This window comes from Streptomyces capoamus, assembly GCF_014654935.1.
GTDB classification, from domain to species: domain Bacteria; phylum Actinomycetota; class Actinomycetes; order Streptomycetales; family Streptomycetaceae; genus Streptomyces; species Streptomyces capoamus.
On the sequence record NZ_BNBF01000003.1, the window covers coordinates 320,054 to 342,954 of the forward strand.

The 22,901-nt window shown below is 71.0% G+C and carries 19 protein-coding genes; 13 read left to right on the plus strand and 6 right to left on the minus strand.

Going from position 1 to position 22,901, the window contains the following annotated elements:
* Positions 1 to 39 precede the first annotated feature (39 nt).
* The 4 genes from IE312_RS07380 to IE312_RS07395 all read left to right on the plus strand — a co-directional run bounded on the left by IE312_RS07380 (position 40) and on the right by IE312_RS07395 (position 6,047).
* Positions 40 to 4,128, plus strand: coding sequence for an SGNH/GDSL hydrolase family protein (locus IE312_RS07380; RefSeq protein WP_229899244.1), 4,089 nt, complete (start codon positions 40 to 42; stop codon positions 4,126 to 4,128).
* Between the two features lie 109 nt (positions 4,129 to 4,237).
* Positions 4,238 to 5,014: a hypothetical protein gene (locus tag IE312_RS07385; protein ID WP_189979471.1), complete on the plus strand. Its 777-nt coding sequence runs from the start codon at positions 4,238 to 4,240 to the stop codon at positions 5,012 to 5,014.
* A gap of 161 nt (positions 5,015 to 5,175) precedes the next feature.
* Positions 5,176 to 5,331 carry a hypothetical protein gene (locus IE312_RS07390; protein WP_189979472.1) on the plus strand — a complete coding sequence of 52 codons (156 nt, stop codon included), beginning with the start codon at positions 5,176 to 5,178 and terminating at the stop codon, positions 5,329 to 5,331.
* Positions 5,328 to 6,047 (plus strand): HAD family hydrolase, encoded by a 720-nt coding sequence (locus tag IE312_RS07395; protein ID WP_229899246.1) that lies wholly within the window; start codon positions 5,328 to 5,330, stop codon positions 6,045 to 6,047. The genes IE312_RS07390 and IE312_RS07395 overlap by 4 nt, the downstream gene beginning before the upstream one ends.
* A gap of 73 nt (positions 6,048 to 6,120) precedes the next feature.
* Here the strand turns inward: IE312_RS07395 and IE312_RS07400 are convergent, their stop codons facing one another.
* The gene (locus IE312_RS07400; RefSeq protein WP_189979473.1) at positions 6,121 to 6,882 is read right to left on the minus strand and encodes a maleylpyruvate isomerase family mycothiol-dependent enzyme; all 762 of its coding nucleotides are present in this window, start codon (positions 6,880 to 6,882) and stop codon (positions 6,121 to 6,123) included.
* 366 nt (positions 6,883 to 7,248) lie between these two features.
* Here IE312_RS07400 and IE312_RS07405 point away from each other — a divergent pair, with 366 nt between their 5' ends.
* From IE312_RS07405 to IE312_RS07430, 6 genes are all read left to right on the plus strand, one after another.
* On the plus strand, positions 7,249 to 7,914 hold the full coding sequence (locus IE312_RS07405; RefSeq protein ID WP_189979474.1) for an HAD family hydrolase: 666 nt from the start codon (positions 7,249 to 7,251) through the stop codon (positions 7,912 to 7,914).
* A complete protein-coding gene (gene rpe, locus IE312_RS07410) occupies positions 7,911 to 8,612 on the plus strand; it encodes a ribulose-phosphate 3-epimerase (protein WP_189979475.1) in 702 nt (233 codons plus the stop codon). The genes IE312_RS07405 and rpe overlap by 4 nt, the downstream gene beginning before the upstream one ends.
* 121 nt (positions 8,613 to 8,733) lie before the next feature.
* Positions 8,734 to 9,567, plus strand: a complete 834-nt coding sequence (locus tag IE312_RS07415) for a mycofactocin-coupled SDR family oxidoreductase (RefSeq protein ID WP_189979476.1) — start codon at positions 8,734 to 8,736, stop codon at positions 9,565 to 9,567.
* A gap of 23 nt (positions 9,568 to 9,590) precedes the next feature.
* A complete protein-coding gene (gene tal, locus IE312_RS07420; protein ID WP_189979478.1) occupies positions 9,591 to 10,718 on the plus strand; it encodes a transaldolase in 1,128 nt (375 codons plus the stop codon).
* Positions 10,719 to 10,728: 10 nt separating this feature from the next.
* The gene (locus IE312_RS07425; protein WP_189979480.1) at positions 10,729 to 11,973 is read left to right on the plus strand and encodes an MFS transporter; all 1,245 of its coding nucleotides are present in this window, start codon (positions 10,729 to 10,731) and stop codon (positions 11,971 to 11,973) included.
* A gap of 20 nt (positions 11,974 to 11,993) precedes the next feature.
* Complete coding sequence (locus tag IE312_RS07430) at positions 11,994 to 12,308, plus strand: antibiotic biosynthesis monooxygenase family protein (protein WP_189979482.1); 315 nt, start codon at positions 11,994 to 11,996, stop codon at positions 12,306 to 12,308.
* A 167-nt stretch (positions 12,309 to 12,475) separates the two neighbouring features.
* Here IE312_RS07430 and IE312_RS07435 read toward each other — a convergent pair whose 3' ends face one another.
* From IE312_RS07435 to IE312_RS07450, 4 genes are all read right to left on the minus strand, one after another.
* Positions 12,476 to 13,999, minus strand: coding sequence for a chitinase (locus IE312_RS07435; RefSeq protein WP_189979484.1), 1,524 nt, complete (start codon positions 13,997 to 13,999; stop codon positions 12,476 to 12,478).
* Positions 14,000 to 14,399: 400 nt separating this feature from the next.
* The gene (locus IE312_RS07440; protein ID WP_189979486.1) at positions 14,400 to 15,254 is read right to left on the minus strand and encodes a class I SAM-dependent methyltransferase; all 855 of its coding nucleotides are present in this window, start codon (positions 15,252 to 15,254) and stop codon (positions 14,400 to 14,402) included.
* A 28-nt stretch (positions 15,255 to 15,282) separates the two neighbouring features.
* Positions 15,283 to 15,822: a GNAT family N-acetyltransferase gene (locus IE312_RS07445; RefSeq protein ID WP_189979488.1), complete on the minus strand. Its 540-nt coding sequence runs from the start codon at positions 15,820 to 15,822 to the stop codon at positions 15,283 to 15,285.
* A 101-nt stretch (positions 15,823 to 15,923) separates the two neighbouring features.
* On the minus strand, positions 15,924 to 17,462 hold the full coding sequence (locus IE312_RS07450; RefSeq protein ID WP_189979490.1) for an alpha/beta hydrolase: 1,539 nt from the start codon (positions 17,460 to 17,462) through the stop codon (positions 15,924 to 15,926).
* Positions 17,463 to 18,177: 715 nt separating this feature from the next.
* Here IE312_RS07450 and IE312_RS07455 point away from each other — a divergent pair.
* From IE312_RS07455 to IE312_RS07465, 3 genes are all read left to right on the plus strand, one after another.
* A complete protein-coding gene (locus IE312_RS07455) occupies positions 18,178 to 19,347 on the plus strand; it encodes a sensor histidine kinase (protein WP_189979492.1) in 1,170 nt (389 codons plus the stop codon).
* Positions 19,344 to 20,006, plus strand: coding sequence for a response regulator (locus IE312_RS07460; RefSeq protein ID WP_189979493.1), 663 nt, complete (start codon positions 19,344 to 19,346; stop codon positions 20,004 to 20,006). Before IE312_RS07455 ends, IE312_RS07460 begins: the two co-directional genes overlap by 4 nt.
* Before the next feature lie 73 nt (positions 20,007 to 20,079).
* Positions 20,080 to 20,715, plus strand: a complete 636-nt coding sequence (locus IE312_RS07465; protein WP_229899248.1) for a maleylpyruvate isomerase N-terminal domain-containing protein — start codon at positions 20,080 to 20,082, stop codon at positions 20,713 to 20,715.
* Here IE312_RS07465 and IE312_RS07470 read toward each other — a convergent pair.
* Positions 20,702 to 22,861, minus strand: coding sequence for an MMPL family transporter (locus IE312_RS07470; RefSeq protein WP_189979496.1), 2,160 nt, complete (start codon positions 22,859 to 22,861; stop codon positions 20,702 to 20,704). The two genes, IE312_RS07465 and IE312_RS07470, sit on opposite strands and share 14 nt — an antisense overlap.
* Positions 22,862 to 22,901: the final 40 nt, after the last annotated feature.

Genomic DNA, 22,901 nt, shown 5'->3' on the forward strand with positions numbered 1-22,901 from the left:
CGCATGAAACGCACGAGACGCGTGAGACGCAGAAACAGAGTGCACCTGCCCATAGCGGCCCTGGCCGGCTGCGCGGCCCTGACCGGCGGGCTGTTGCAGGCAGCGCCCGCCGTAGCCGCGGCGACACCCGGCCCCGGCCACGTCGCCGGCGCACACGCCCCGCAGGGCCCTCCCGGCCGTGTGGCGCATCCGGACAGGACGCTCGGCGACGGCTGGAAGGCGTCCACGGACCGAGCGGTGACCGGGGCGGCCGACACCGGCGGTTTCAAGATCCTTGCGGCCGACAGCAGCCAGGCGTACGCGTGGAAGACGGCAGCCGAACTGTCCGAGCCGGGTCTGACAGCGGACTCGTGGATCGGCAACCAGTGTGTGATGGACCGCGACCACGTCGCGGCCGTGTACGCGCCGCGCGCTTTCACGAACAAGCCGGACCTGATGCAGGGCGGGGCGTTCGCCGCCATCGTCGACACGTCCACCGGGCACGTGAAGAAGCTGCCGTTCACGGTGTCGCTGGCCTACTTCGACCCGTCGTGCAACACCCGGACGCACACAGCCGCGTTCACCGCGTTCCGGGACGTCAACGACCCGGCCCTGACGAAGACCCGGGTGGTGACCGTCGACACGGCCGGGAAGTCCCTGGGCCGGGCGGCCCTCAAGGGCGAGATCACCAGCGCCGTACCGGTCGAGGACGGGACCGTGGCGGCGCGGGGCCACAACCTGGTGCACATCGACCGGGCGGGCAAGGTGAAGGACCTCGTCACCGCGGACAGCGTCCCGTTCGACATCCGTCCCGCGCGGAACGGCGACATCGCCTTCGTCGACCGCAAGGACACCAGGACGTCCCAGGCGAAGGTGTGGTCCGGGCACGGCAGGCCGGCCCTGGTCGCCACCGGGAAGCTGGGCGACCTCGACCTGATGCCGGGCGAGGCGGGCCGGGTGTTCCTCACCGGCCACCCCAAGGGCGCCCCGAGCGTGAAGGGCACCGGGATCACCCGGATCGACGCCCCCGCCGACACGGACATCTCCACCCGTGGCCGTCTCGCCGTCGAACCGGTCCTCACACCGGGGATCCGCGCGGGTCTGGCGCACATCAAGGGCGCGGGCAAGGGGTTCACCAAGAACGAACCCGCTCCCCAGGACACCAGGCCGACCCCGGAGACGGTGGACACGGACCAGCCCGTGACCGTCACCAGCACGGCCACCACCACCGGTGAGAAGGTCACCCAGTCGGTCGCGGACACGACGGCACCGAGCGGCAAGAACCCCAGCCCCGCCCTCCCCGCATCCGCCGGGAGGGGCAAGGGCAACTCGGTGGCGCAGGTCAACGACCCCAACACGGCTGTGGACCCGCGGGACACCGACCGCATCTGCGCCATCTCCCGCAACGACGTGAATGCGCAGGCGCTGCAGCCGACGCCGAACCAGGTCGAGTGGGCCGTCGACATGGCCGTACGGGGCCAGTTGCGCTCCCAGTACCTGCGGCAGGGCGGCTACCGCAGCCAGACCGGCCTGGGCACGATCGACCCCCAGGGCCTGTTCCCGGTGCCGAAGCTCGCGGGCGGTGACGGCAAGGGCCGGATCCCGGCGAACGTGCTGCTCGGCATCATGGCGCAGGAGTCCAACCTGTGGCAGGCCGAAGGCGGTTCGATACCCGGCCAGATGGGCAACCCCCTGGCTGCGATGGACGGTTACTATGGCCGCAAGGCCGTGGAGGACGACCCCGACGCCTACTGGAAGATCCACTGGGACAAGTCCGACTGCGGTTACGGCGTCGGACAGGTCACCGACGGCATGCGTCTGGCGGGCCATGAGAAGACGGACGACAACGGGCACAAGGAGACGGCCCTGTCCCCGGGCCTGCAGAAGGCCGTGGCCGTCGACTACGCCACGAACATCGCCGCCGCGATGCAGATCCTGGCCGACAAGTGGAACGAGGTCCACGCCGCCGGTCAGACGGTCACCGTCAACAACGACGACCCGTCCATGGTCGAGAACTGGTTCACCGCGGTGTGGAACTACAACCTCGGCTTCAACCCGGGCGCGGACGCGGGCAAGAACGCCGGCCACTGGGGCCTGGGCTGGTACAACAACCCGGCCAACCCGCTCTACAAGAAGAGCTGGGGCCACCCGTTCATGGACACCGACGTGGACGGCCCGACCGCGAACAAGGACGCCGCGCACCCGCAGGACTGGCCCTACGAGGAGAAGGTGATGGGCTGGGCCGCCTGGTCCATGGACACCGGCTTCTCCTACGGCACCGACGGCAAGCAGGACTGGCTCGGCGACTCCGGGTACAACACGGCGGGTTTCCAGCCCGCCTGGTGGACGAGCAAGGACTACCGCAGCCACGTCTCCCCGCCGCTGGACGCGTTCTGCAACACGAAGAACAACTGTGATCCGAACGTTCCGCCGAACTGCCCCAACAAGGAGTGCTACACGCAGTACTGGTGGAACCAGCCCAACGTGACCTGGAAGCCCCTGTGTCCCACCACCTGCGGGCACGAGAACATCAAGTACCAGTCGCTGATCTCGGAACCGGGGCAGGGGCATCGTCTGCACGACGGCACCCCGGTCTGCACCGGAGCCCCCTCCGGGGCGAAGGTCGTGGCCTCGGTACCGAACGGCACACCGACGTGGTCCGACTGCGGCAGTACCAGTTCCGCGGGAACCTTCGGCTTCCGCTTCTTCCCTGACTCCGACGGCTACTACGAGGGCAAGGAGGACCTGCACCAGGTCGGCGGCGGATACGGCGGTCACTACTGGTACGCCCACACCCGCAACGCGGACCACCTCGGCGGCGACGGCGGCCGGATGGCCATCAACGGCGTCTGGACCCTCGGGCAGGACCTCGGCTGGGCGCGTGTCCTGGTGCACCTGCCCGACACCGGCGCGCAGACGAGGCAGGCGAAGTACCACGTCCTCAACAGCGACAGCAAGAGCCCCGATCGGTCCGTGCAGCAGCGTGCCGGGCGCTGGGTGAGTCTGGGCGCGTTCCACTTCACGGGACGGCCGGCGGTCATGCTGTCGAACGTCACCGACGACGGCACGGCCGACGAGGACATCGCCTGGGGCTCGGTCGCCTTCCAGCCGCTTCCGGGCAAGCCGAAGAACGCGGTCGTCGCGATGGGTGACTCCTACTCCTCGGGCGAGGGTGCCTCGGAGGGCGACCGGGACTACTACCCGGAGACCAACTACCGCAGCAAGCTGGACGACAACGCCCGCAACGCCTGCCACCGGTCCACCCAGGCGTGGTCGCGTCAGGCCGCGCTGCCCGGTGCGTCGAAGTCGATCGGTCAGCTGGACGACGCGCTCGACCCGAGCATGGACTACCACCTGATCGCGTGCTCGGGTGCGCGCACCTACAACGTCCTGCCCAAGAAGGTGGACGACAGCGCCCTGTCGGCGGGCGAGAGCCAGAACGGCGAGGAACCCCAGCTCGACAAGGGGTACCTGGACCAGAACACCACCCTCGTCACCATCTCCATCGGCGGCAACGACTCCCGGTTCTCCCAGATCGTCCAGAAGTGCCTGCTGTCCATCGGCAACGGCAGCTGCCAAGGCGAGACGTTCGACAAGACGGACGACAGTGTGAAGGGCCGGGACAAGCAGTTCGTCGGGCAGCCGCTGGAGACGGCCGTTCCGGGCCTCGTCAACCAGGTGGTCCGGCAGGACATCACACGGGTCCTGAGGGAGATCCACAAGAGGGCCCAGAATGCGAAGATCGTCCTCATGGGGTACCCGCCCCTGATCTCCGACAAGGGATCATGCCTGAACATCGGCTTCAGCGGCATGGCCATCGGCCTGTCCGAGGCATCCGCGGCCTGGCTCGACGACACCGCCGACACCTTGGCGACGGCGATGCAGGGCGCGGCCGACGACGCCAAGGCCACGGGGATCAACGTGTGGTTCTCCAACCCGAAGAGCGACTTCGCGGGCAAGGGCGTGTGCGGCAACCCGGAGCAGGTCCACGGCCTCGTCAAGACGCTGGTCGCCTCCGACGAGCCGATCAAGGACTGGCCGCTCATCAGCAAGTACGGCCTGTCGGCCCAGTCGTTCCACCCGAAGATCGGAGGCGCGCGCCTGTACGCGAACGCTCTCCAGCGGACGATGGCAGGCATGGGCCTGTAACCGTCTGAGTACGTGTACTCATGCCCGGCCCGGCCGTCCTGGTGGATAGTGACGGCCGGGCCGGGCGTATGACGAGGGAGAGGCGAGTGCCGATGAGAGACGGACGAGCATGAGGGCTTTCGCGCGGCGCACCGCCGGCCCCAAGCGGGCGTGGGGACCATGGGTGCTGGCCGTCCTGCTGGCCCTCCCCGCCTGTTCCGCGACCCCGGACCGTGCCGTCAGCGGCAAGCAGCTGCGCAAGTTCGGCGAAAGCGGCCAAGCGGTGGGGGCCCGGAAACGGGCGGAGCAACAACTCCGGGACGTGGCGCGGGCGTACGACGACCGCACGCCCCTGTCGCTCGGCCTGGTCGTGGTGCACGACGTGTGCGTGCCGGGATCGGGACCGGGCTGGTTCTTCCAGCAGAAGACCGACAACTACAAAGTGGTCTGCTCGATGAACATCACCGCCTACTACGGCGCCGACCCCAGGCACATGGCCGACACCCTGGACGAGATTCTGACCGCGGGCGACCACGCCCGTGGTGGGCCGTCCGGACCGGGGAGCCCCATACCGTTCCAGCACGACGACCAGGGCAAGCGGCTCGTCGCCTACTACCGGGGACACGGCCCGAACCCCCAGGGTCCGCAGGCCGCGGAGCCAACCCGGCTGGCGACCGCCGGGCAGACGCTGACCTGGGACACGACTCGCGGCGGTGCCCCGCGCCGACTGGTCGAGGAGCCCTACGCCGGCCTCGTCGACGATCCGCCGGTGTCCCGCGTGGTCCGTGACCCGGACACCACCACGGTCGCCGCCGTCCGGAAACGGTACGGCATGGTGTTCAAGCTGGAGCTCCCCTACAGCGACTACTTCGGGGTGCTCAAGAACGGCCGGACACGCACCCGGTGACGCCGGTTCCGGCCGGGCCGGCCGCCATGGCCGAGCGGCTGCACCACCCTCCGGACGCGTCCGGCCCGGGCGTGGGAGCCCTCTGCGGCGGCGGGCTCGCTGTCCGTTGCCGCCCGGGCGCGCCATCACCCCAGCGGCCACCACCCGTTGGGCCCGACCCGTTGGGGTCGAAGCGGCCGAAGCGCGAAACCTGGGAGGCCTGGTGGCAGTACGGCCAGAAGGACGAGAAGCCCGACGAGCAGGCCGAGCGCCGACTCGGTCCCGCGCGCGTCGAGGAGATCAGGCAGCTGCTCGTCAGCCAGGGCTGCATCCGTTGACCGGGGGCGCCATCTCCGCGGAACCCATCCGGCTCGTCGTCTTCGACTGCGACGGCGTCCTCGTCGACAGCGAGCCGATCGCCGTGCGGACGCACGTCGCCCTGGGCGCGGAACTGGGGTGGGCACTGAGCGAGTCCGACGTGATGAACCGCTTCGTCGGCCGCTCGACCACCTCGATCGGCGAACAGATCGCCGAGCGTCTCGGGCAGGAGACCGCCCGCGTCTGGGACGAGCGGTTCCGGGAGATGCACGCCCGGGCCGTGGACGAGGGCCTGACCCCGGTCGACGGCATCACCGAAGCCCTGGACGGTCTGGAGGCGGCCGGACTCGGAGCACAGCACTGGTGCATCGCCTCCAGCGGCAGCCACGAGAAGATGCGCCACACCCTCGGCAGGGTCGGGCTCTACGAGAGGTTCGAGGGCCGGATCTTCAGCGCCCACGAGGTCGAGCGGGGCAAGCCCGCCCCGGACCTGTTCCTGCACGCCGCACGGCGGATGGGCGTCGATCCGTCCCACTGCGCCGTCGTGGAGGACAGCAGGTTCGGCGTCCAGGCGGCCGGCGCCGCCGGAATGCGGTCCTTCGGATACGCCGGCGGCCTCACGCCTGCCGACTGGCTCACGGGTCCGACGACGGTCGTCTTCACCGACATGCGCCGACTGCCCGCCCTGGTCACGGCACACGGACACCAGCAGGTGGCCGGTGCCGCTGAAGACTGAGCGCGAGTTCCTGCTGACTTCCCGTCCGAGGAGACGGCCCGGGCTCCAAACCGCCGCCTGACACCGGGACCGCCTACTCCTCGGGCTCCCAGGCGATCAGGCGCTCGAAGACCCGCCGGTCGCCCTCGATCCTGAGGTCGCTCAGCGTGAGGCGGCCCCAGACGAAGAGGAGCAGCTGCTCGGCGGTGCCCGTGGCCGAGGCGGACGCGGGCGCGGCGTCGTCCGTGAGGGGTGCGGGCCAGGCGCCGGTGCCGTCCAGCGTGAGGAGCCAGGAGCGGCCCTCGGTGGCGTGGTAGTGGACGGTGGCGGGCTCGTGCGGCCAGGCCGCCGGGGTGGAGTTGCAGGTGTCGAGGAACTCGGCCACGCCGTCGGTCGCGACGTCCGCCGGCATGGGCTGCACGGTGCCCGCGGCGAGCTGGGCGTCGTAGGTGTGCACCAGCACCTCGTGCACCCGGCGCCGGGCGACGCCCCAGGCGTTCGCCGGAGACACCCCGGAGCCCCACCACGTCCAGCACGCGCGGTCCGGGCCGGCCTCGCGCAGCGTGTTCAGCAGCAGCTCGTTCGACTCGGTGTACCAGGCCAGCAGCGCCTCGGCCTCGCGCGGCACCTCCGCGGCCTCCTTGGCCGGCGGAGCCTCGGCCGGGCCCGCGGCGACTATCGCGGCCCACCAGCGCTGGCCCGTACCCAGGTGCTGCACCAGATCGAACAACGTCCACTCGGGGCAGGACGGCACCGGCGCGTCAAGGCCGGGCGCGGCGGCGACCGCACTCCGGAACGCGGCCGACCGCTCGTCGATCAGCTGCAGCAGGGCGGGATACTCGAGAGTCATCGTCACATCGCTTGCTTATCACCCCGGCTCGGCCCACCACACCCTGTTTCCGCCCAGAACCGCGTCAGCACGAGCGTGCGTATTTCTCGATTGTGGCGCAGGTCATGGTTTTAAGTTGCACAACCGGGGTTCCAACGGGACGATTTAATGCTCAATCATTATTCCCCTCTTTCCGTGGCGTGAAAACTCGCCATTCCAGAACGGACATAAGGGGTGGGGCGGGTCCGCAGAGGATCATCAGAGCAGATGAGCGCCTTGCCGGGTCCGTTCGCCGGAGCGGCTGATACGTGTCATATGACGGCTCGTCGTCCAAGGTCGCCTCTGTAAAGTGGCCACTACACCGGTCGCGAGATATTGCCGAAAGGCGGGCATATGGCTGTACTGCACGACGCCGTCCTCTTCGATCTGGACGGCACACTGGTCGACTCCTACGGAGACGCCGAGGACTGCTGGAATGAATGGGCCGCATCCGTGGGCCTGGGTGAAACGTTCGACCTGGCACCCTTCTACGGGCAGAAGCGTGCCGATATCATCCGGACCCTTCTCCCGCACCTGCCGCAGCGGGAAATCGAGGAACACGCCGAAAAGGTGCGCCTGGCCGAGCGGGCCCGCGTCTCCAAGGTCGTGGCCCTGCCCGGAGCAGCGCGGGTGCTGGCGGCCCTGCCCCCCGAGCGCTGGGCCATCGTCACCTCCAACGACACCGAGGTGGCGCAGGCGCGCCTGCGCAGCGCCGGACTCCCCGTGCCCGAAGTCATCGTGAGCGCCGACAACGTCGTCCACCCCAAGCCGCACCCGGAAGGGTTCCTGCTCGGGGCGGAGAAGCTGGGATTCAAGCCCGCCTCGGTGGTCGGAATCGATGATTCCCCCATCGGTGTCACCGCCGCGAAAGAAGCCGGCATGACGGTCGTGGCCGTTCGGTTCCGGCACGATGTCAGCGAACTCCAAGACGCCCACGTCATTGCGGACGGGGTCGACGCCATCCAGTTCGAAGTCCAGCCGGACGGAATCCTTCTCACCATCGACGGAGAGCAGCGATGAGTATCCGAATTTCCCCGAGCATTCTCGCCGCCGACTTCACCCGCCTCGCGGAGGAGGCGGATGCCGTGGCCGAGGACGCGGACCTTCTTCACGTGGACGTGATGGATAACCATTTCGTTCCCAACCTTACGGTCGGTTTACCGGTCGTTGAATCCCTCGTGAAGAAAGTGCGGCTTCCCCTCGACATCCACCTGGGCGTGACCGACCCCGACAGGCACGCTCCCGATTACGCCGAGGCGGGTGCGGGCAGCGTCACCATTCACGCCGAGGCCACCCATTCACCGGTCCGCACCCTCCGGGCCATCCGCGCCGCCGGGGCCCAGGCCGGACTGGCCCTCAACCCCGCCACCCCCCTCCAGCCCTACGAGGGGCTGCTGGCCGAGGCCGACACGCTGCTGATCATGACGGTCGAGCCGGGGTTCGGCAGCCAGAAGTTCCTGGACTTCACCCTGGAGAAGGTCCGCCAGGCCCGCGCTCTCATCGACCAGATCAGCCGCTTCGGCGGCCGTGACGTGCCGCTCTGGCTGCAGGTGGACGGAGGCGTCAACGAAAGCACCATAGCGCGGTGCGCCGAGGCGGGCGCGGACTCCTTCGTGGCCGGCTCGGCCGTCTACGCCGGCACCGACCCCGGCGCTGCCGTGCGCGCCCTGCGCCGCCGCGTCGACGCCTCGCGTCCGGTCGACGCGCGCGCCTCGTGACGACCGGCGGCACAGCGACCGGCGGCGCCGCCGGCCACCCCGCCGGAGCCGTCCCCACCGTCGCACCGGACGCAAGCATCCCCCCACCATCGGCCACCGCAGTTACGAGGAAGGCACGCACATGGGACGTGTAGAGGGCAAGGTCGTCCTGATCACCGGAGCCGCCCGCGGCCAGGGCCGCTCGCACGCCGTACGGCTCGCGCAGGAGGGCGCGCACATCATCGCGTCCGACATCTGTGAGGAGGTCGGCAGCACGCACTACTCCTTGGCCACCTCCAAGGACCTGGAGGAGACACGCCGCCTGGTCGAGAAGGAAGGCGGCAAGATCCTCACGTTCGGCGCCGACGTGCGAGAGCTCGACCAGATGGAGGCCCTGGTCGCGGCCGGTCTGGAGGAGTTCGGCCAGATCGACGTGGTGATCGCGAACGCCGGCATCGGCTCGCTCGGGCGCTCCTGGGAGCTGACCGAGAAGCAGTGGCGCGACATGATCGACGTCAACCTCACCGGGGCCTGGCACACCATCCGCGCCGCTGTCCCGCACATGATCGACGCCAACCGCGGCGGATCCATCATCTTCACCAACTCCGTGGCCGGCACCCTGGGCCGTCCCAACATGTCGCACTACGCCGCGTCCAAGCACGGCCTGGTCGGGCTCATGAGGTCCCTGGCCAATGAGCTGGCGCCCTACTTCATCAGGGTCAACAGCATCCACCCGGGCAACGTGGACACCGACATGGTGCAGAACAACACCGGACGCCGTCTGCTGCTGCCGGACGTCGAGAACCCCTCCCGCGAGGAGTTCGCCGCGGCCGCCACCGAACTGAGCGTCATACCGGTGCCCTGGGTGGACTCCATCGACATCAGCAACGCGGTGCTGTGGCTGGCCTCCGACGAGGCCCGTTACGTCACCGGCGCCACCCTGCCGGTCGACGCCGGCGCCGCGATCAAGGCATGACGACACAAGGAGCCACTCCCGCCATGGCAGGACCCTTACGGCAGCTCAGCGAGCACGGCGTATCGATCTGGCTGGACCACCTGAGCCGCGAACGTCTCACCGGCGGCGGCCTCGAGACCGCCCTCCGCGACCGGGAAGTCGTCGGCGTCACCACCAACCCGTCCATCTTCCACCAGGCCATCGCCGGCGGCGGTTCCGCCTACGACACCGACCTGCACGACCTCGCACTGCGCGGTGTCACCGCCGAGGAGGCCGTACGCGCCCTGACGACGGCCGACGTACGCAGCGCCGCCGATCTCCTGCGGCCCGTCTACCAGCGCACCGACGGGCACGACGGACGCATCTCCCTGGAGGTCGACCCGCGCTTCGCCCACGACACGGACGCCACCCTCGCGGAGGCACGCCATCTGTGGTGGACGGTCGACCGGCCCAACCTGCTGATCAAGATCCCCGCCACCCCGGCGGGCCTGCCCGCCATCAGCGCGGCGATCGCGGAGGGCATCAGCGTCAACGTCACCCTCATCTTCTCCATCGACCGCTACCGGGCGGTCGCGGACGCTTATCTGACCGGTCTGGAGAGGGCCCTGGCCGACGGCCGGGACCTCTCCACGCTGGAATCCGTCGCCTCGTTCTTCGTCTCGCGGATGGACACCGAGGTAGACCGGCGCCTGGAGGAGGTCGGCACCCCCCAGGCACTGGACCTGCTCGGCCGGGCCGGGCTCGCCAACGCCAGGCTCGCCTACCAGGCCCACGAGGAGGTCGTGCGCTCCCAGCGCTGGCAGGCGCTGCAGGCCGCCGGAGCCAACGTGCAGCGCATGCTGTGGACGTCCACCAGCACCAAGAACCCCGCGTATCCGGACACGTTGTACGTCAGCGGGCTGGTCGTCCCCGGCACGATCAACACGCTGCCTCCGCAGACCCTGGACGCCGTCGCCGATCACGGCGAGATCCAGCCGGACACCGTCCGGGGCACCTACGAGCAGTCGGCCGGTGTGCTGTCCGCACTGTCCGAACTGGGCATCGACTACGACGAAGTGGTCGCACTCCTGGAGGAGCAGGGCGTCGGGGCGTTCGAAAAGGCGTGGTCCTCCCTCCTCGACAGTGTCGAAGCCTCCCTCACCCGGCTGCGCGGTACCCGAGGAACCCGGTGAACGCCGTTCCATGACATCCCTCACCCCACACACCGAGACCGGACCACGAGTCTCGCGGGCCTTCGTGGTCCGGCTCGGTCTCGCCTATCTGGGTCTGTACAGCGCCGTCCTGTCCGTCGCCCTCGTCACCCTGGCCCTGCGCATCGAGCAGGTCGACCCCGAGCACAAAGAGAGCAGCCTGGCGCTTGCCGCGGCCCTCGGAGCGCTCGTCGCCCTGTTCGCCAACCCCCTGGCCGGACGGCTGTCGGACCGCACCACCGCCGCCTGGGGCCGCCGCCGCCCCTGGCTCGTCGCCGGCGTCCTCGGCGGTGCCGCGGGTCTGGCCGTCGTCGCCCTCGTGCCCTCCGTCCCCGCCATCACCGCGGGATGGTGCCTGGCACAACTGAGCTTCAACGCCTCCATCGCCGCACTCGCGGCCACGGTGCCCGAGCAGGTCCCGCCCGGCCAGCGGGGCATGGTGTCCGGCGTCATGGGCTTCAGCCAGCGCCTGGCGGTCCCGGTGGGCATGGGAGCGGCAGCACTCTTCTCGGCGGGCCCGGCCGGCTTCCTCGTGCCGGCCGCCGCGGCCATCGGCTGCGTCTGCCTGTTCGCGCTGCCGCTACGGGACACCCGTGCCCCCACCGGCCTGCGCTCCTTCTCCGTCAAGGAGTTCCTCGGCAGCTTCTGGACCGACCCGCGCAGCCATCCGGACTTCGGCTGGGTGTGGCTGACCCGCTTCCTGACCTACTTCGCGTCGGTGGCGCCGGTCCCGTATCTCGCCTACTACCTGACGTCCCGCATCGACCTGTCCAGCGGCGCGGTCGCCACCACCGTCGCCCTGCTGACGACGCTCAACTACACACTGAGCGCGGTGACCGCGGCGCTGTGCGGGTGGCTGTCCGACCGCCTGCAGCGCCGCAAGGTCTTCGTCACCGCCGCCGCCGTCCTGCTGGCCGCCGGCCTCGCCCTGCTGGCCGTCTCCGACACGCTGCTCCCGGTGTACCTGGCGCAGACCCTGCTCGGCATCGGCTCGGGCTTCTACTTCGCCGTCGACATGGCGCTGGCCACCGAGGTGCTGCCCAGCTCCGACGACGTGGGCAAGGACCTCGGTGTCATCAACAGCGCGGACGTACTGCCCCAGTCCATCGGACCCGCCCTGGCCCCCCTCCTGCTGGCTGTCGGCTCCGGACAGAACTACACCGCTCTGTACCTGTTCACGATGGTGATCGGCCTGTTGGCGCTCGTCACCGTCACCCGCATCAAGAAAGTGCGCTGAGCACCCGGAAGGATCCCGCGATGATCTACGAGTACGCCTACCTGTACATCACCCCCGGGCGCGAGGAGGAGTTCGAGCAGGCACTGCTCACCGCCGCGCCCATCCTCGAGTCGGCCGAGGGATGCCAGTCCGTCGAGCTCCACCGCGACGTCGAGACGGAAGGCGCCTACCTCCTGCGGGTCGGCTGGGCCACCCTCGAACACCACACCGAGGGGTTCCCCAAGAGCGAGCAGGCGCCGCGGTTCGCGGAGGCGATCGAGCACTTCTTCGCCAAGGAGCCCACGCTCCGCCACTTCGAGGCCGGTCCCGTGGGGACGGCGAAGGCGGACGCCTGACCGACGAGGACGGCGACGCGATACGCCGGCGGGGCCGGGGCTGCCGTACGAGAGGCCCGGCCCCGCCGGCCTGACCCGACCGCACCACCACCGGACGCGGCGGACACGACAGCGTCCGGGGGCCGCCTTTGGCTCGCGGCCCCCGGACACTCGTGCGGGGCGGTCGATCAGCAGGCGCCGAGGTCCTGCCAGACGCCCCACTCACCGGTGGTGCCGGGTTCCTCGCCCGTCGTCCACCACTTGGCCTTCCAGGTGTGGCCCTTGTACGAGACCTGCTGGCCTCCGGTGTAGACCTTGTCCTTGGCCCAGGGAGCGGCGGTGCACTGGTTGCCGGTGCCGCCGGTGATGGTCAGGGAGTAGGTGGCCGCGTGGCTGCCCGAGGTGCCCGCGCCGGTCACGGTGACGGTGTAGGTCCCGGAGGCCGCGGCGGAGGTGGTGGCCAGGGTGAGGGTGGCGGTGCCGCCCGCGGTGACGGACGTCGGGCTGAGGGAGGCGGTCACACCCGCCGGGGCCCCGCTGACGCTGAGTTTCACGTTCTGGGCGGACCCTGCGGTCACGGCCGTCTTCACGGTGGCCGTGGCCGACTGGCCGGCCGTCACCGTCCCGGAGGCCGGGGTGAGCGCCACGGAGAAGTCGTTGGACGGGGTGCCGGTGCCACCGGTGAACGGCGCGAAGATGTGCGTGAAGTCCCAGGTGTTCTGCTGGATGCCCGAGCAGTTGTCCGCGGCGGCACCGCCCGCGCAGCTGCCGTTGTCGCGCTGCAGCGCCCAGAAGGACAGGGTGTTGATGCCCTTGGCGACCGCCCAGTCGTACACGGTCCGGGCGTTGGCCAGGGTGAAGGTCTCCGCCTTGCCGAAGTCGTCGACGCCCGGCATCTCGGTGACGCCGACCATGTTCCACAGCTGGGCCGCGCTCTTGCCCGGGTACAGCTGCGCGAGCAGGTCGTACAGGCCCTGGGCGGCGGTCTGGCTGTCCTTCGCCATGTCGTGGGCCTGGTTGTCGTAGTAGTCGAACGTCATGAGGTTGACGACGTCGACCCGGGTGCCGTTGGCGACCGCGTTGCGCAGGAGCGCCTCGCCGGTGTCGCCGAGGCCGTGCATGGTGGTCGGCAGGGTGTAGGAGATCTCCACCTTGCGCCCGTTGGCCGCGGCCCAGTCCTGGACCAGTTTGATGGCCTTGTTGCGGCGGTCGATGGCGGCCGTGTTGTCGAGCGAGTCGACCTCGATGTCCATGTCGAGCCGGGAGATGTCGTAGGTGGTGATGACCTTCTCGTACGCGGCGGCGATCTGCTGGACGTCGGTGCAGCTGTCGGCGATCTCGGTGCCGGTGGTGTCGGCCGTGTAACCCCCGAACGAGGGGATGACGTCACCGCCGTTGTTCTGGATCGTCTTGATGTCGGCACCGAAGGTCGAGGCGGCGACCGGCATGCTCGTGTCGCCGTTCCAGTACGGCGTGCAGGAGCCCTTGGTGGCGGTCTGCAGGAACGCCATCGTCAGGTGCTTGGCACCCGACTGGGCGGACAGGGCGGCGGGGCTCTCGCCGGTCCAGGCCTCGAAGTAGGGGGCGAAGACGTGGTTCGGCAGGGGTGTGGCGGCCTGGGCGGTGCCGGTTCCCGTGAGGGCGAGGCCCGTCGCGGCCGCCATGGTGGCGGCCGCGGTGAGGGCTGCGCGGAAGGAACGCACGAGTCTCATGTCAGTCCCGGTGTGTGGAAGAGGTGGCCGATGTCCGTGAGGGACAGGGGAGTTGCCGACTACTGGGATAGCGCCCGCGAGATGGCCGGGTCAATGGTCTGGACCAAGAAGGGACTAGACCAATTCTCGGCGCCCGGTGAGCAATCCCTGCACAGGCCATCCAACGCCCGAGTGGACCACGCTTCAGATCGGTGCGCCGCTCGTGCCGGAGTCCGCGGGACAGCGCGCCGAGGCCGCCGGACGACAGTGGAGACTCGCCGTCCCGGTTCCGCGGCCGTCGTCAGCCGGCCACGCCCGCGCGAAACCCCGTTCCTCGGGCGGCACTTCCACTCGGACCCGGGTGTACGGGACGCGCAGCACCCGCACGGTCCACCCCAGGCCGTCCTCCAACCGGCCCGCCCTACCGGCGGATCGCCGAGATCAGTCCGCCGGGTCGCCCCTCGCTCTGCGGCGTGGTGCCGAACGGGCGGCCGTAGGCGGCAGCGCACTCGTGCAGGGTGCGGCTGTCGGCCTCCCAGCCGTGCCCGGCCAGCCAGTCTACCGGGTCGTCGGGCATCTCCGAGACCCACAGGGACGCCGCCGATCCCGGCGCGGCGTCCTTGCCGAATCGCTCGACCACGCCCCGAGAACCCAGGGTCAGCCCCATCCGACTGCCCGGCGCCGACCGCGCGCCGATCCGGGCCAGCAGCAGTTCCACCGCGTCCTCGGGGAGGTAGATCAGCAGCCCTTCGGCGATCCATACGGTCGGTACGGCCGGGTCGTGGCCGGCGGCGGCCAGCGCGCCGGGCCAGTCGTCACGCAGGTCCACCGCGACGGTGATCCGCTCGCAGCGCGCGACGGCCCGTTCCTGGCGCAGCACCGAGGCCTTGAAATCCAGTGGGGTCGCGGTATCGACCTCGAACAGCCGGGTGCCCTCGGGCCAGTCCATCCGGAACGCCCGGCTGTCCATGCCGGCGCCGAGCAGCACCACCTGCCGGATCCCGGACGCGGAGGCCTGCTGCAGCAGCTCGTCGAGGAACCTCGTCCTGATGACGATGGACCACGACACGGCCAGCCTGCGGCGTCGCGCGGCCTCGTCATCGGGCGGCAGCGGCGACGAGGCGGGCCACAGGCCCCCGGCGGCGGCGAAGGCCCGTGCCAGTGGGTCGCGGAACAGCGGGTTCTCCCGCTCGGTCTCCAGAGCCCTAACTCGGGCCACTCCCACCGCCGTTGCCCATACTCCCGACGGCTGCACCCGCTGCTGCTCATCAGTCACCGCGCCAGCCTAGACGATCGGCCGTCCGTCACATGGGGAGGGAGAACAGCCGTACCGGCCCCAAAGGCCAGCGGACATCGCCGTGCAGGGGCGTCACCATGGTCCGCAACGGCATGGCCGTCAGCCGGCCTCCGGGCTGCTCGACGAGCACTTCCTCGTCGAGCGGGTGCCAGCCGAGACGCTGGTACAGCGACACGAGAGCGGGCCGGCAGAAAAGCAGCGCGTGTCGAGGACCCATCGTCCGGGCGTGCTCCAGTGCGGCGGCGACGACGAGCCGCGCCAGCCCCCGCCCCTGCATACCGGGCGCCACGGCCACCCCGCCGACGCCCACCACCTCTGTCCCGGTGCCGCCGATCGAGACAGGCAGCCGCAGCAGGCCCGCGTGCGCCACGAGCCGGCCGTCGTGTCGGATGCCGAAGTGATGCTCTTTCGGCAGCCAGGTCAGACCTGTCCAGGCCACCCCGAAGGGGTCGTCGCCGGCGCCGAGGATTTCCCCCTGGTCCGCTGTCGTGTACCGGGCAAGTCGCACCACCGTCAGTGGTGCAGAAGGAGACGGGTTCTCAGCCATGCCTCCATGATGATCTCCAGGTGCTCAAGTCGCCCTCGGTGCAACGGGTTCGCGTCGCCGATCAGCACCGACTCCGAGTGCGGGTGCCCGGGGACGTCACCTCAGCACGCGGTGTCACCGGGTGGCAGGGCTCCGGTCCTCAGGTAGTGGTCGACCGCGTCGTCGATACAGCGGTTGTCCGGGGCGAAGAGGCCGGCGTAGACGGTGTGACGGAAGGCGCCGCGCAGGGTGACCAGGCGGGAGTTCCTCAGCCGGCGGTGGGCCGCCAGCTGTCCCTGGTAGACGGTCGCCGGGTCCCCGGTGGCCCCCACCATCAGCAGGGGCACGTCGTTGCGCACCTTCGTGGGCGGTTCCGCGGGCGTGACCGGCCAGAAGGTGCAGGGCGTCACGGTCCGGGTGAGGGGTCCGAAGACGGCGTCGTCGGCGCGGTGCGCCTGGATGTCGCGGTAGTAGGTTTCCGGGTCGCGGGAGGCGGCTGCCCGGTCGGCGCACTGGATCGCGGTCTGGACAGCGAAGGTTCCGTCCGTGTCCGGGGCGGCGAGACCGGTCAGGACCTCGTCCAGGGCCCGGGTGGGGGAGACCTTGCCGCCGTGGGCCGCCTTCACCAGTACCCGGATGTCCGCGGCGTAGCTCGCATACGCCTCGTCGCTGTCCCCCGCGGTGACGCCCCACAGGATTTGGGACAGGTTCTGGCTGTCGACCGTGTGACTGCCGACCCGGATCGGGCCCAGGTTGACCGTCCTGTTCAGTTCGCTGACGGTGTTCATGACCTCGGCCCCGGTGGAGCCGAGGTGGTAGGTGCCGGCACGGCGGGCTGCCCAGGCCGCCCAGTCCCGCAGGACCCGGGTGACGGAGGGGCCGAGGGTGCTCGTCAGGTCCGGTCCGAAGTCGTCGGCGTTCAGGGTGCTGTCGAGCACGACGCGGTCGGTGCGGTCCGGGAAGAGCTGTGCGTAGACCTGTCCCAGGTAGGTGCCGTAGGAGGAGCCCAGGTAGCTGATCTTCCGCTCGCCGAGGGCGGCACGGACGACGTCCATGTCGCGGGCCGTGTTGCGCGTCGAGGCGTAGGGCAGGACGGAACGGTGGCCGGCGCAGCGGGACGCCAGGTCCCTGGCCAGCTTCACGGTCTTCTCGAACGTGCGCCGGTCGGGTCCGGCGGAGCCGACACCGGAGACCGGCCAGTGGCAGTCCAGGGGTGTGCTGCGTCCCACGAACCGGGGGTCCATGCCGATCACGTCGTAGGAGGTGGCCAGCACGGGGGCTGCTCGCCGCAGTCGAAGGGCCAGGTACCTGACGGGCACGCCCGGACCACCGGGGTCGTAGAGCAGCGTGCCGTGCCGGTGGGCGGTGTCCGTGGCCCGCAGCCGCGACAGGGCGACCTTGATGGTCCGGCCGTCGGGACGCTGGTAGTCCAGCGGCACGGTGACCTCGGCGCACTGGGCTCCGGCCTCGTCCAGCGCCGCGCCTTCGGGATCCTTCGGCCCGTTCGTACAGCCGTGCCAGGCGATCTTCTGGTGTGCGAACCGGGCCGGCCCGCCGTCTCCCGCCGCGCTCCCGTCCTGGGGCGTGCAGGCGGTGAGCAGGGACGCGCTCACCAGGGCCGCCGCGGCGGCGACCGCGGCTGTTCCGCGTATGTGCAGCATCGATCTCTCTTCCAAGTCCTCGGAGTACGACGGGGCAGGAGTGGCAGTGGTCCGTCGGCTGCCGCGCCCGTCGAATGAGGAAGCTAGATCGTGGGAGAGGGCCGGCACATCAGCTTCCGGTCGGCCGTTCGAGGGTCGTGCCGGCGGTGACGTACTCCTCCCGCAGGATGCCTGGTAACGGCCTCCGGCCTGCGGTTTTCTACGGCGCGCCGTAGCTCGTCGGGGAGTTCTCCTACGACTGGGGGCGCAAACCGGGGCGGCCGGGCCGGCCGGGGCGACCGGACGCTCCCCGGGTCAGGGGCGCGCCGGAGCGGGAGACCAGGTCAGCGGCCGTCTTTGCCACTGGGGTAGGTACCGCCGCTCCTCCTGAGGTGGCACTCCTGGAGCAGCCTCATCGGACGACGGGCTCATGTGGAGCGGAGATCGGCGACCTAGCGTGGTGCGTGACGGGGCGTCGGTCCGTACCGGGCCGCCCCGCGCCGGGAGCGCCCGAAGCCGCCCGCCCTCGCCTTCGGTACCGTGCTGTCCCCCCGACCCGACTGTGCTGACGCCCTGGAGTGACTGTGTGCTGTTCTGTCTACCCGCGGCCGAACCCCGACGGCGGCCGCCGCCCTCCGGAGGCGGCGGGACGGGGCAGGGCAGCCGTGGTGACCGGGAGCATCGGCCATCCCGGCACCAACCGGCCAGGGGCGGTCCGGCCGGAACGCGGTGACCGATGACATTTCCCCGGTTCGCCGACATGCTGCTGTCCGCGCGAGCGGTCGACGCCGTGCTGCGCGCCGGTGTCCGAGTGCCGTCCCTCGCCTGGGACTTCCTGCTGGTGGCCGTCGTGTCGACGGCGACGCTGCCCGCGGTGGCCGGAGAGCCCGTGGCGGTGACGGTCAGCGCCGGTCTCCTGCTGCCCCTGATCTGGCGGCGTCGGGCCCCCTGGCCGGTGTTCTGCGCCGTGGCCGCAGCGGCGTTGGCCCAGTGGCTGGCGGGCTACCAACTGCCCGCGGACATCACGTTGCTGGTGGCCCTCTACACGGTCGCCGCCCGTGCGACCCGGCACCACCTGCTGGTGGCGTGCCTCGTGATGGAGGGCGGCATACTGCTGGCCTGCCATCGCTGGGCCGCCGAAGGCCGTTTCCTGGCCACGGCCGTCGCGCTCAACGCGCTGGCCGCCGCTGCCGCCTCCCTCGGAGCGAACACGCGCGCCCTCAGGGAGCGGGCGGCACACCTGGAGCACGAACGGGACCAACAGGCGCGGCTGGCCGTGGCCGAGGAGAGGGCACGCATCACCCGCGAGATGCACGACATCGTCACCCACAACCTGTCCGTCATGGTCGCCCTCGCGGACTCCGCGCCCTACGCGCGGTCGGCCGACAAGTCCTCCGCCGTACTGCTCCACATCGCCGAGACGGGCCGACAGGCCCTGACGGACATGCGGCGCGCCCTGGGCATCCTGCGGGCGGACGAACCGGACGCGGAACGGCACCCGCTGCCCGGCCTCGCCCAGTTGGCAGACCTCGCGGAACAGATGCGCGCCGCAGGAATGCCCACCCGCCTGGACGTACGGAGCGACCACGCCCCCGTTCCCGTCACCGCGCAACTGACGGTCTACCGCTTGGTGCAGGAAGCCTTGACCAACACGCTGAAACACACGCCCCGCGGCACCCAGGTCCGGGTGACGGTCAGGTGCCAGGCCGACACGATCACGGTCGACGTCACCGACGACGGCCCCGACCGGGGGCACCGCGGCGTCCCGCCGGGACACGGGGTCCGCGGCATGCGTGAGCGGGCGGCCGCCTACGGCGGGACACTCGAAGCCGGACCGCTCCCGGGCGGCGGCTGGCACGTCCGGGCCCGCCTCGACCTCCGCGGCGGAACGGACGTGGCCGCATGACGATCCGCGTCCTGCTCGCCGACGACGAGGCGCTGCTGCGCATGGCCTTCACCACGGTCCTCGACGCCCAGCCGGACATGAGAACGGTCGGCGGCGCCGCGGACGGTGACGAAGCCGTCCGGCTCGCCCGGCAACTGCGCCCGGACGTCGTCCTCATGGACGTCCGCATGCCCGGGACGGACGGCATCGAGGCGACGCGGCGGATCGTCCGGGTCTCGCCACAGAGCAGAGTGCTCATCCTCACCACCTTCGACCTCGACGAGTACGCGTTCGCCGGCCTCAGGGCCGGCGCGTCGGGCTTCCTGCTCAAGAACGTCCGGCCCGAGGAACTGCTCACCGGCATCCGCGACGTCGCCGCGGGGGACGCGGTGGTCTCGCCGCGCATCACCCGTCGGCTGCTGGAGAACTTCGCCGCCCACATCCCCGGTGACGGCGGCCGCCGGCGGGACGAACGGCTGCGTCTGCTCACCACCCGCGAGCGCCAGGTGCTCGTCCAGGTGGCCCGCGGCCTGTCCAACGCGGAGATCGCGGGTGTGCTGCACCTCGCGGAGGCGACCGTGAAGTCCCACCTGGGGCGGATCCTGCAGAAGCTCCAACTGCGCGACCGGGTGCAGGCGGTGGTCTTCGCCTACGAAAGCCGTCTCGTTCACCCCGACTGAGACGGTGCTCCTGCGTAGGGTGGGGGCACCGGACCGATCAGGGGAGGCTCGTGAGGATCATGGGGGAGGGCTTGTGAGCCGCAGGAACGCCTACTTGGAGACGGCCGCGCCGGCCGTGGCGCTGCTGAGCGCACCGGAAGTGGCCGCCGCGTGGGAGAGACCCAGCGCGCTGGCCCGGTGGACCGTCGGCGGTCTGGCCGGCCACCTCGCGTACCAGATCCTCAGCGTGGATCCGGCGCTGGAGGGACCCTCCTCCGAGGAGGAACCCATCCCGGTGCTGGAACACTATGCGCGGGCGGCGTGGATCGACGCGCCGCTCGACGGTGAAGTCAGCTCCGGCATCAGGGCGAAGGGCGAGGGGATCTCCTCCGACGGCGCGCGGCATCTGGTCGAGCGCGTCCGTGCCGCGCTCGACCGGCAGCGGACCGGCCTCCAGGAGGCGCAGGGCGACCGCGTGGTGTTCATGCCCCCGACAGGGTGGGCGCTGCGCATGGACGACTTCCTCCTGACCCGGATGGTCGAACTCGCCGTACACATGGATGACCCTGCGGTCAGCGTCGACCTCAGCGCGCCGGAACTTCCCGGCGCCGCCCTCGATCCCGTGGTGGCGCTGCTGACCGGGCTCGCCGTCCGCAGGCACGGCCAAGCCGCCGTGCTGCGCGCCCTGACCCGCGCCGAGCGGGCGCCCTCCGTGATCAACGCGTTCTGAACGCCCTCCTGGCCGCGCGGGCCGCCGTCCAAGCCTCGTCGTCCGCTCTGTTCGTGCCTCGCCGTCCGTTCTCGCCGTGCACGCGTCTTTCCGGCCGGGTGGGCCACCAGACGCGGTCCCCGATGTCCCGCACGAGCGCCGGCACCAGCAGGGAGCGCACCACGAGGGTGTCCAGCAGCACGCCGAAGGAGACGATGAAGGCGATCTGCACGAGGAACGCCAGGGGAATCACACCGAGTGCCGCGAAGGTGGCCGCCAGCACCACACCGGCGGAAGTGATCACACCACCGGTGGTGACGAGCCCACGCCGTACCCCCTCACGAACACCGTGGCGCAGGGTCTCCTCGCGGACCCGGGACATCAGGAAGATGTTGTAGTCGACGCCGAGTGCGACCAGGAAGACGAAGCCGTACAGCGGGACGGACGGATCGGTGCCGCTGAAGCCGAACAGGCCGTGGAAGACGAGCGCTGCCACGCCGAGGGTCGCGGTGAAGTTGAGGGCGACGGTCAGCACCAGCAGGACGGGCACGGCGAGGGAGCGCAGCAGCAGCACGAGGATGACCAGGATGACGGCGAGCACGACCGGGACGATGACGGTACGGTCGCGCTCGGCCGCGCGCAGGGTGTCGTACTGCTGCGCGGTGTAGCCGCCGACCAGGGCGTTCGCGCCGGGCAGCGCGTGCAGGGAGCCGCGCAGCCGCGCCACGGTGTCGCGGGCCGCCCGGGTGTCGGGAGCCGCCTTCACGGTCGCTTCCAGCCTCACGCGGCCGTCCACCACGCGCGGCTTTCCCGTGGGACGGCCTCCGGCGCCGGTCGCGGTCACCGCCGCGACACCGGGGGTGGCACGAACGGTGCGTTCGACGCGGGAGGCGGAGGCGGCGTCGGCCAGGACCACCACGGGCGTTCCCGCGCCGGCGGGGAAGTGCCGGGCCAGGGTCTGCTGGGCCGCCACCGACGGCACGTGCCCGACGAACGTCTCGTCCAGCGGCACGCCCCGCGAGTCCAGGGTGAGCGCGCCCGCCGAGCACAGGAGCAGGCCGGTCAGGGCGAGCGCCCACACCCGCCGCGGCGCCCGGTCGACCAGGCCGGCGACGCGCTGCCACAGCCCGGCGGCACCGGGCCCGCCGTCGGGGCCGGCCGGCCAGTAGGCGCGGCGGCCGAGGAGTGCCAGGACGGCCGGCAGGAAGGTGAGCGCGCTCAGGACCGCGCAGCCGATGCCGACGGCGCCGACCGGACCGAGGGCCCGGTTGTTGGTGAGGTCGCTCAGCAGCAGGGCGATCAGACCGAGGGCGACCGTGCCGGCACTGGCCAGGACGGCCGGTGCCGACCGGCGCACGGCGGCCCGAGCGGCTTCGTGACGGTCCCGGCCCGCGGCCAGCTCCTCCCGGCAGCGGGCGGTGACCAGCAGCGCGTAGTCCGTGGCGGCGCCGATGACGAGGATGGAGAGGATGCCCTGGACCTGTCCGTCGACGCGCACCAGGTCGTGGTCGGCCAGTGCGTACACGACCGCGCAGGCCAGCCCCAGCGCGAACACCGCGCCGGCGATGACGACGAGGGGCAGCAGCAAGGAGCGGTAGACCAGCAGCAGGATGACCAGGACGGCGGCCAGCGCGACACCGAGCAGCACCCCGTCGATGCCGGAGAAGGCGTCTGTGAGATCCGCCTGGGTGGCGGCGGGACCGGCGAGCCGCACCCGGGTACCGGGCACCTTCCCGGCCGCGGCCCGTACCCGTTCCAGTGTGGGGACGAGCCGGTCACCCAGGTCGGGGCGCAGCGGTACGACGGCCTGGAGAGCGGCGTGGTCCCGTGAGGGCAGGGCGGGGGAGGGCGCTCCGGTCACGCCGGACGTGCCGGCGAGTCCGGCCGTCGCCGCGGTGGCTGCCCGCTGCCGCCCGGTGACGGCCTCCCCGCCGTCCGCGGTCCACACCACGATGACCGGCAGGGTCTCGCGCTGCCGGAAGGCGGCCTGCTCCCGCAGGACGCGGGTCGACTCGGCGCTGCGGGGCAGGAAGGCGGCCTGGTCATTGGTGGCCACTTCGCCGAGGCGTCCGGCGAACGGCCCGAGCAGGCCCCCGACCACCAGCCACACGGCGATCAGAGCGAACGGGACGAGCCCACGGATCCTGCGGAGGTGCGGGGGCCTCAAGGCGACTCCTCGGGGTGGCCCGGCGGAGAGGGCAATGACT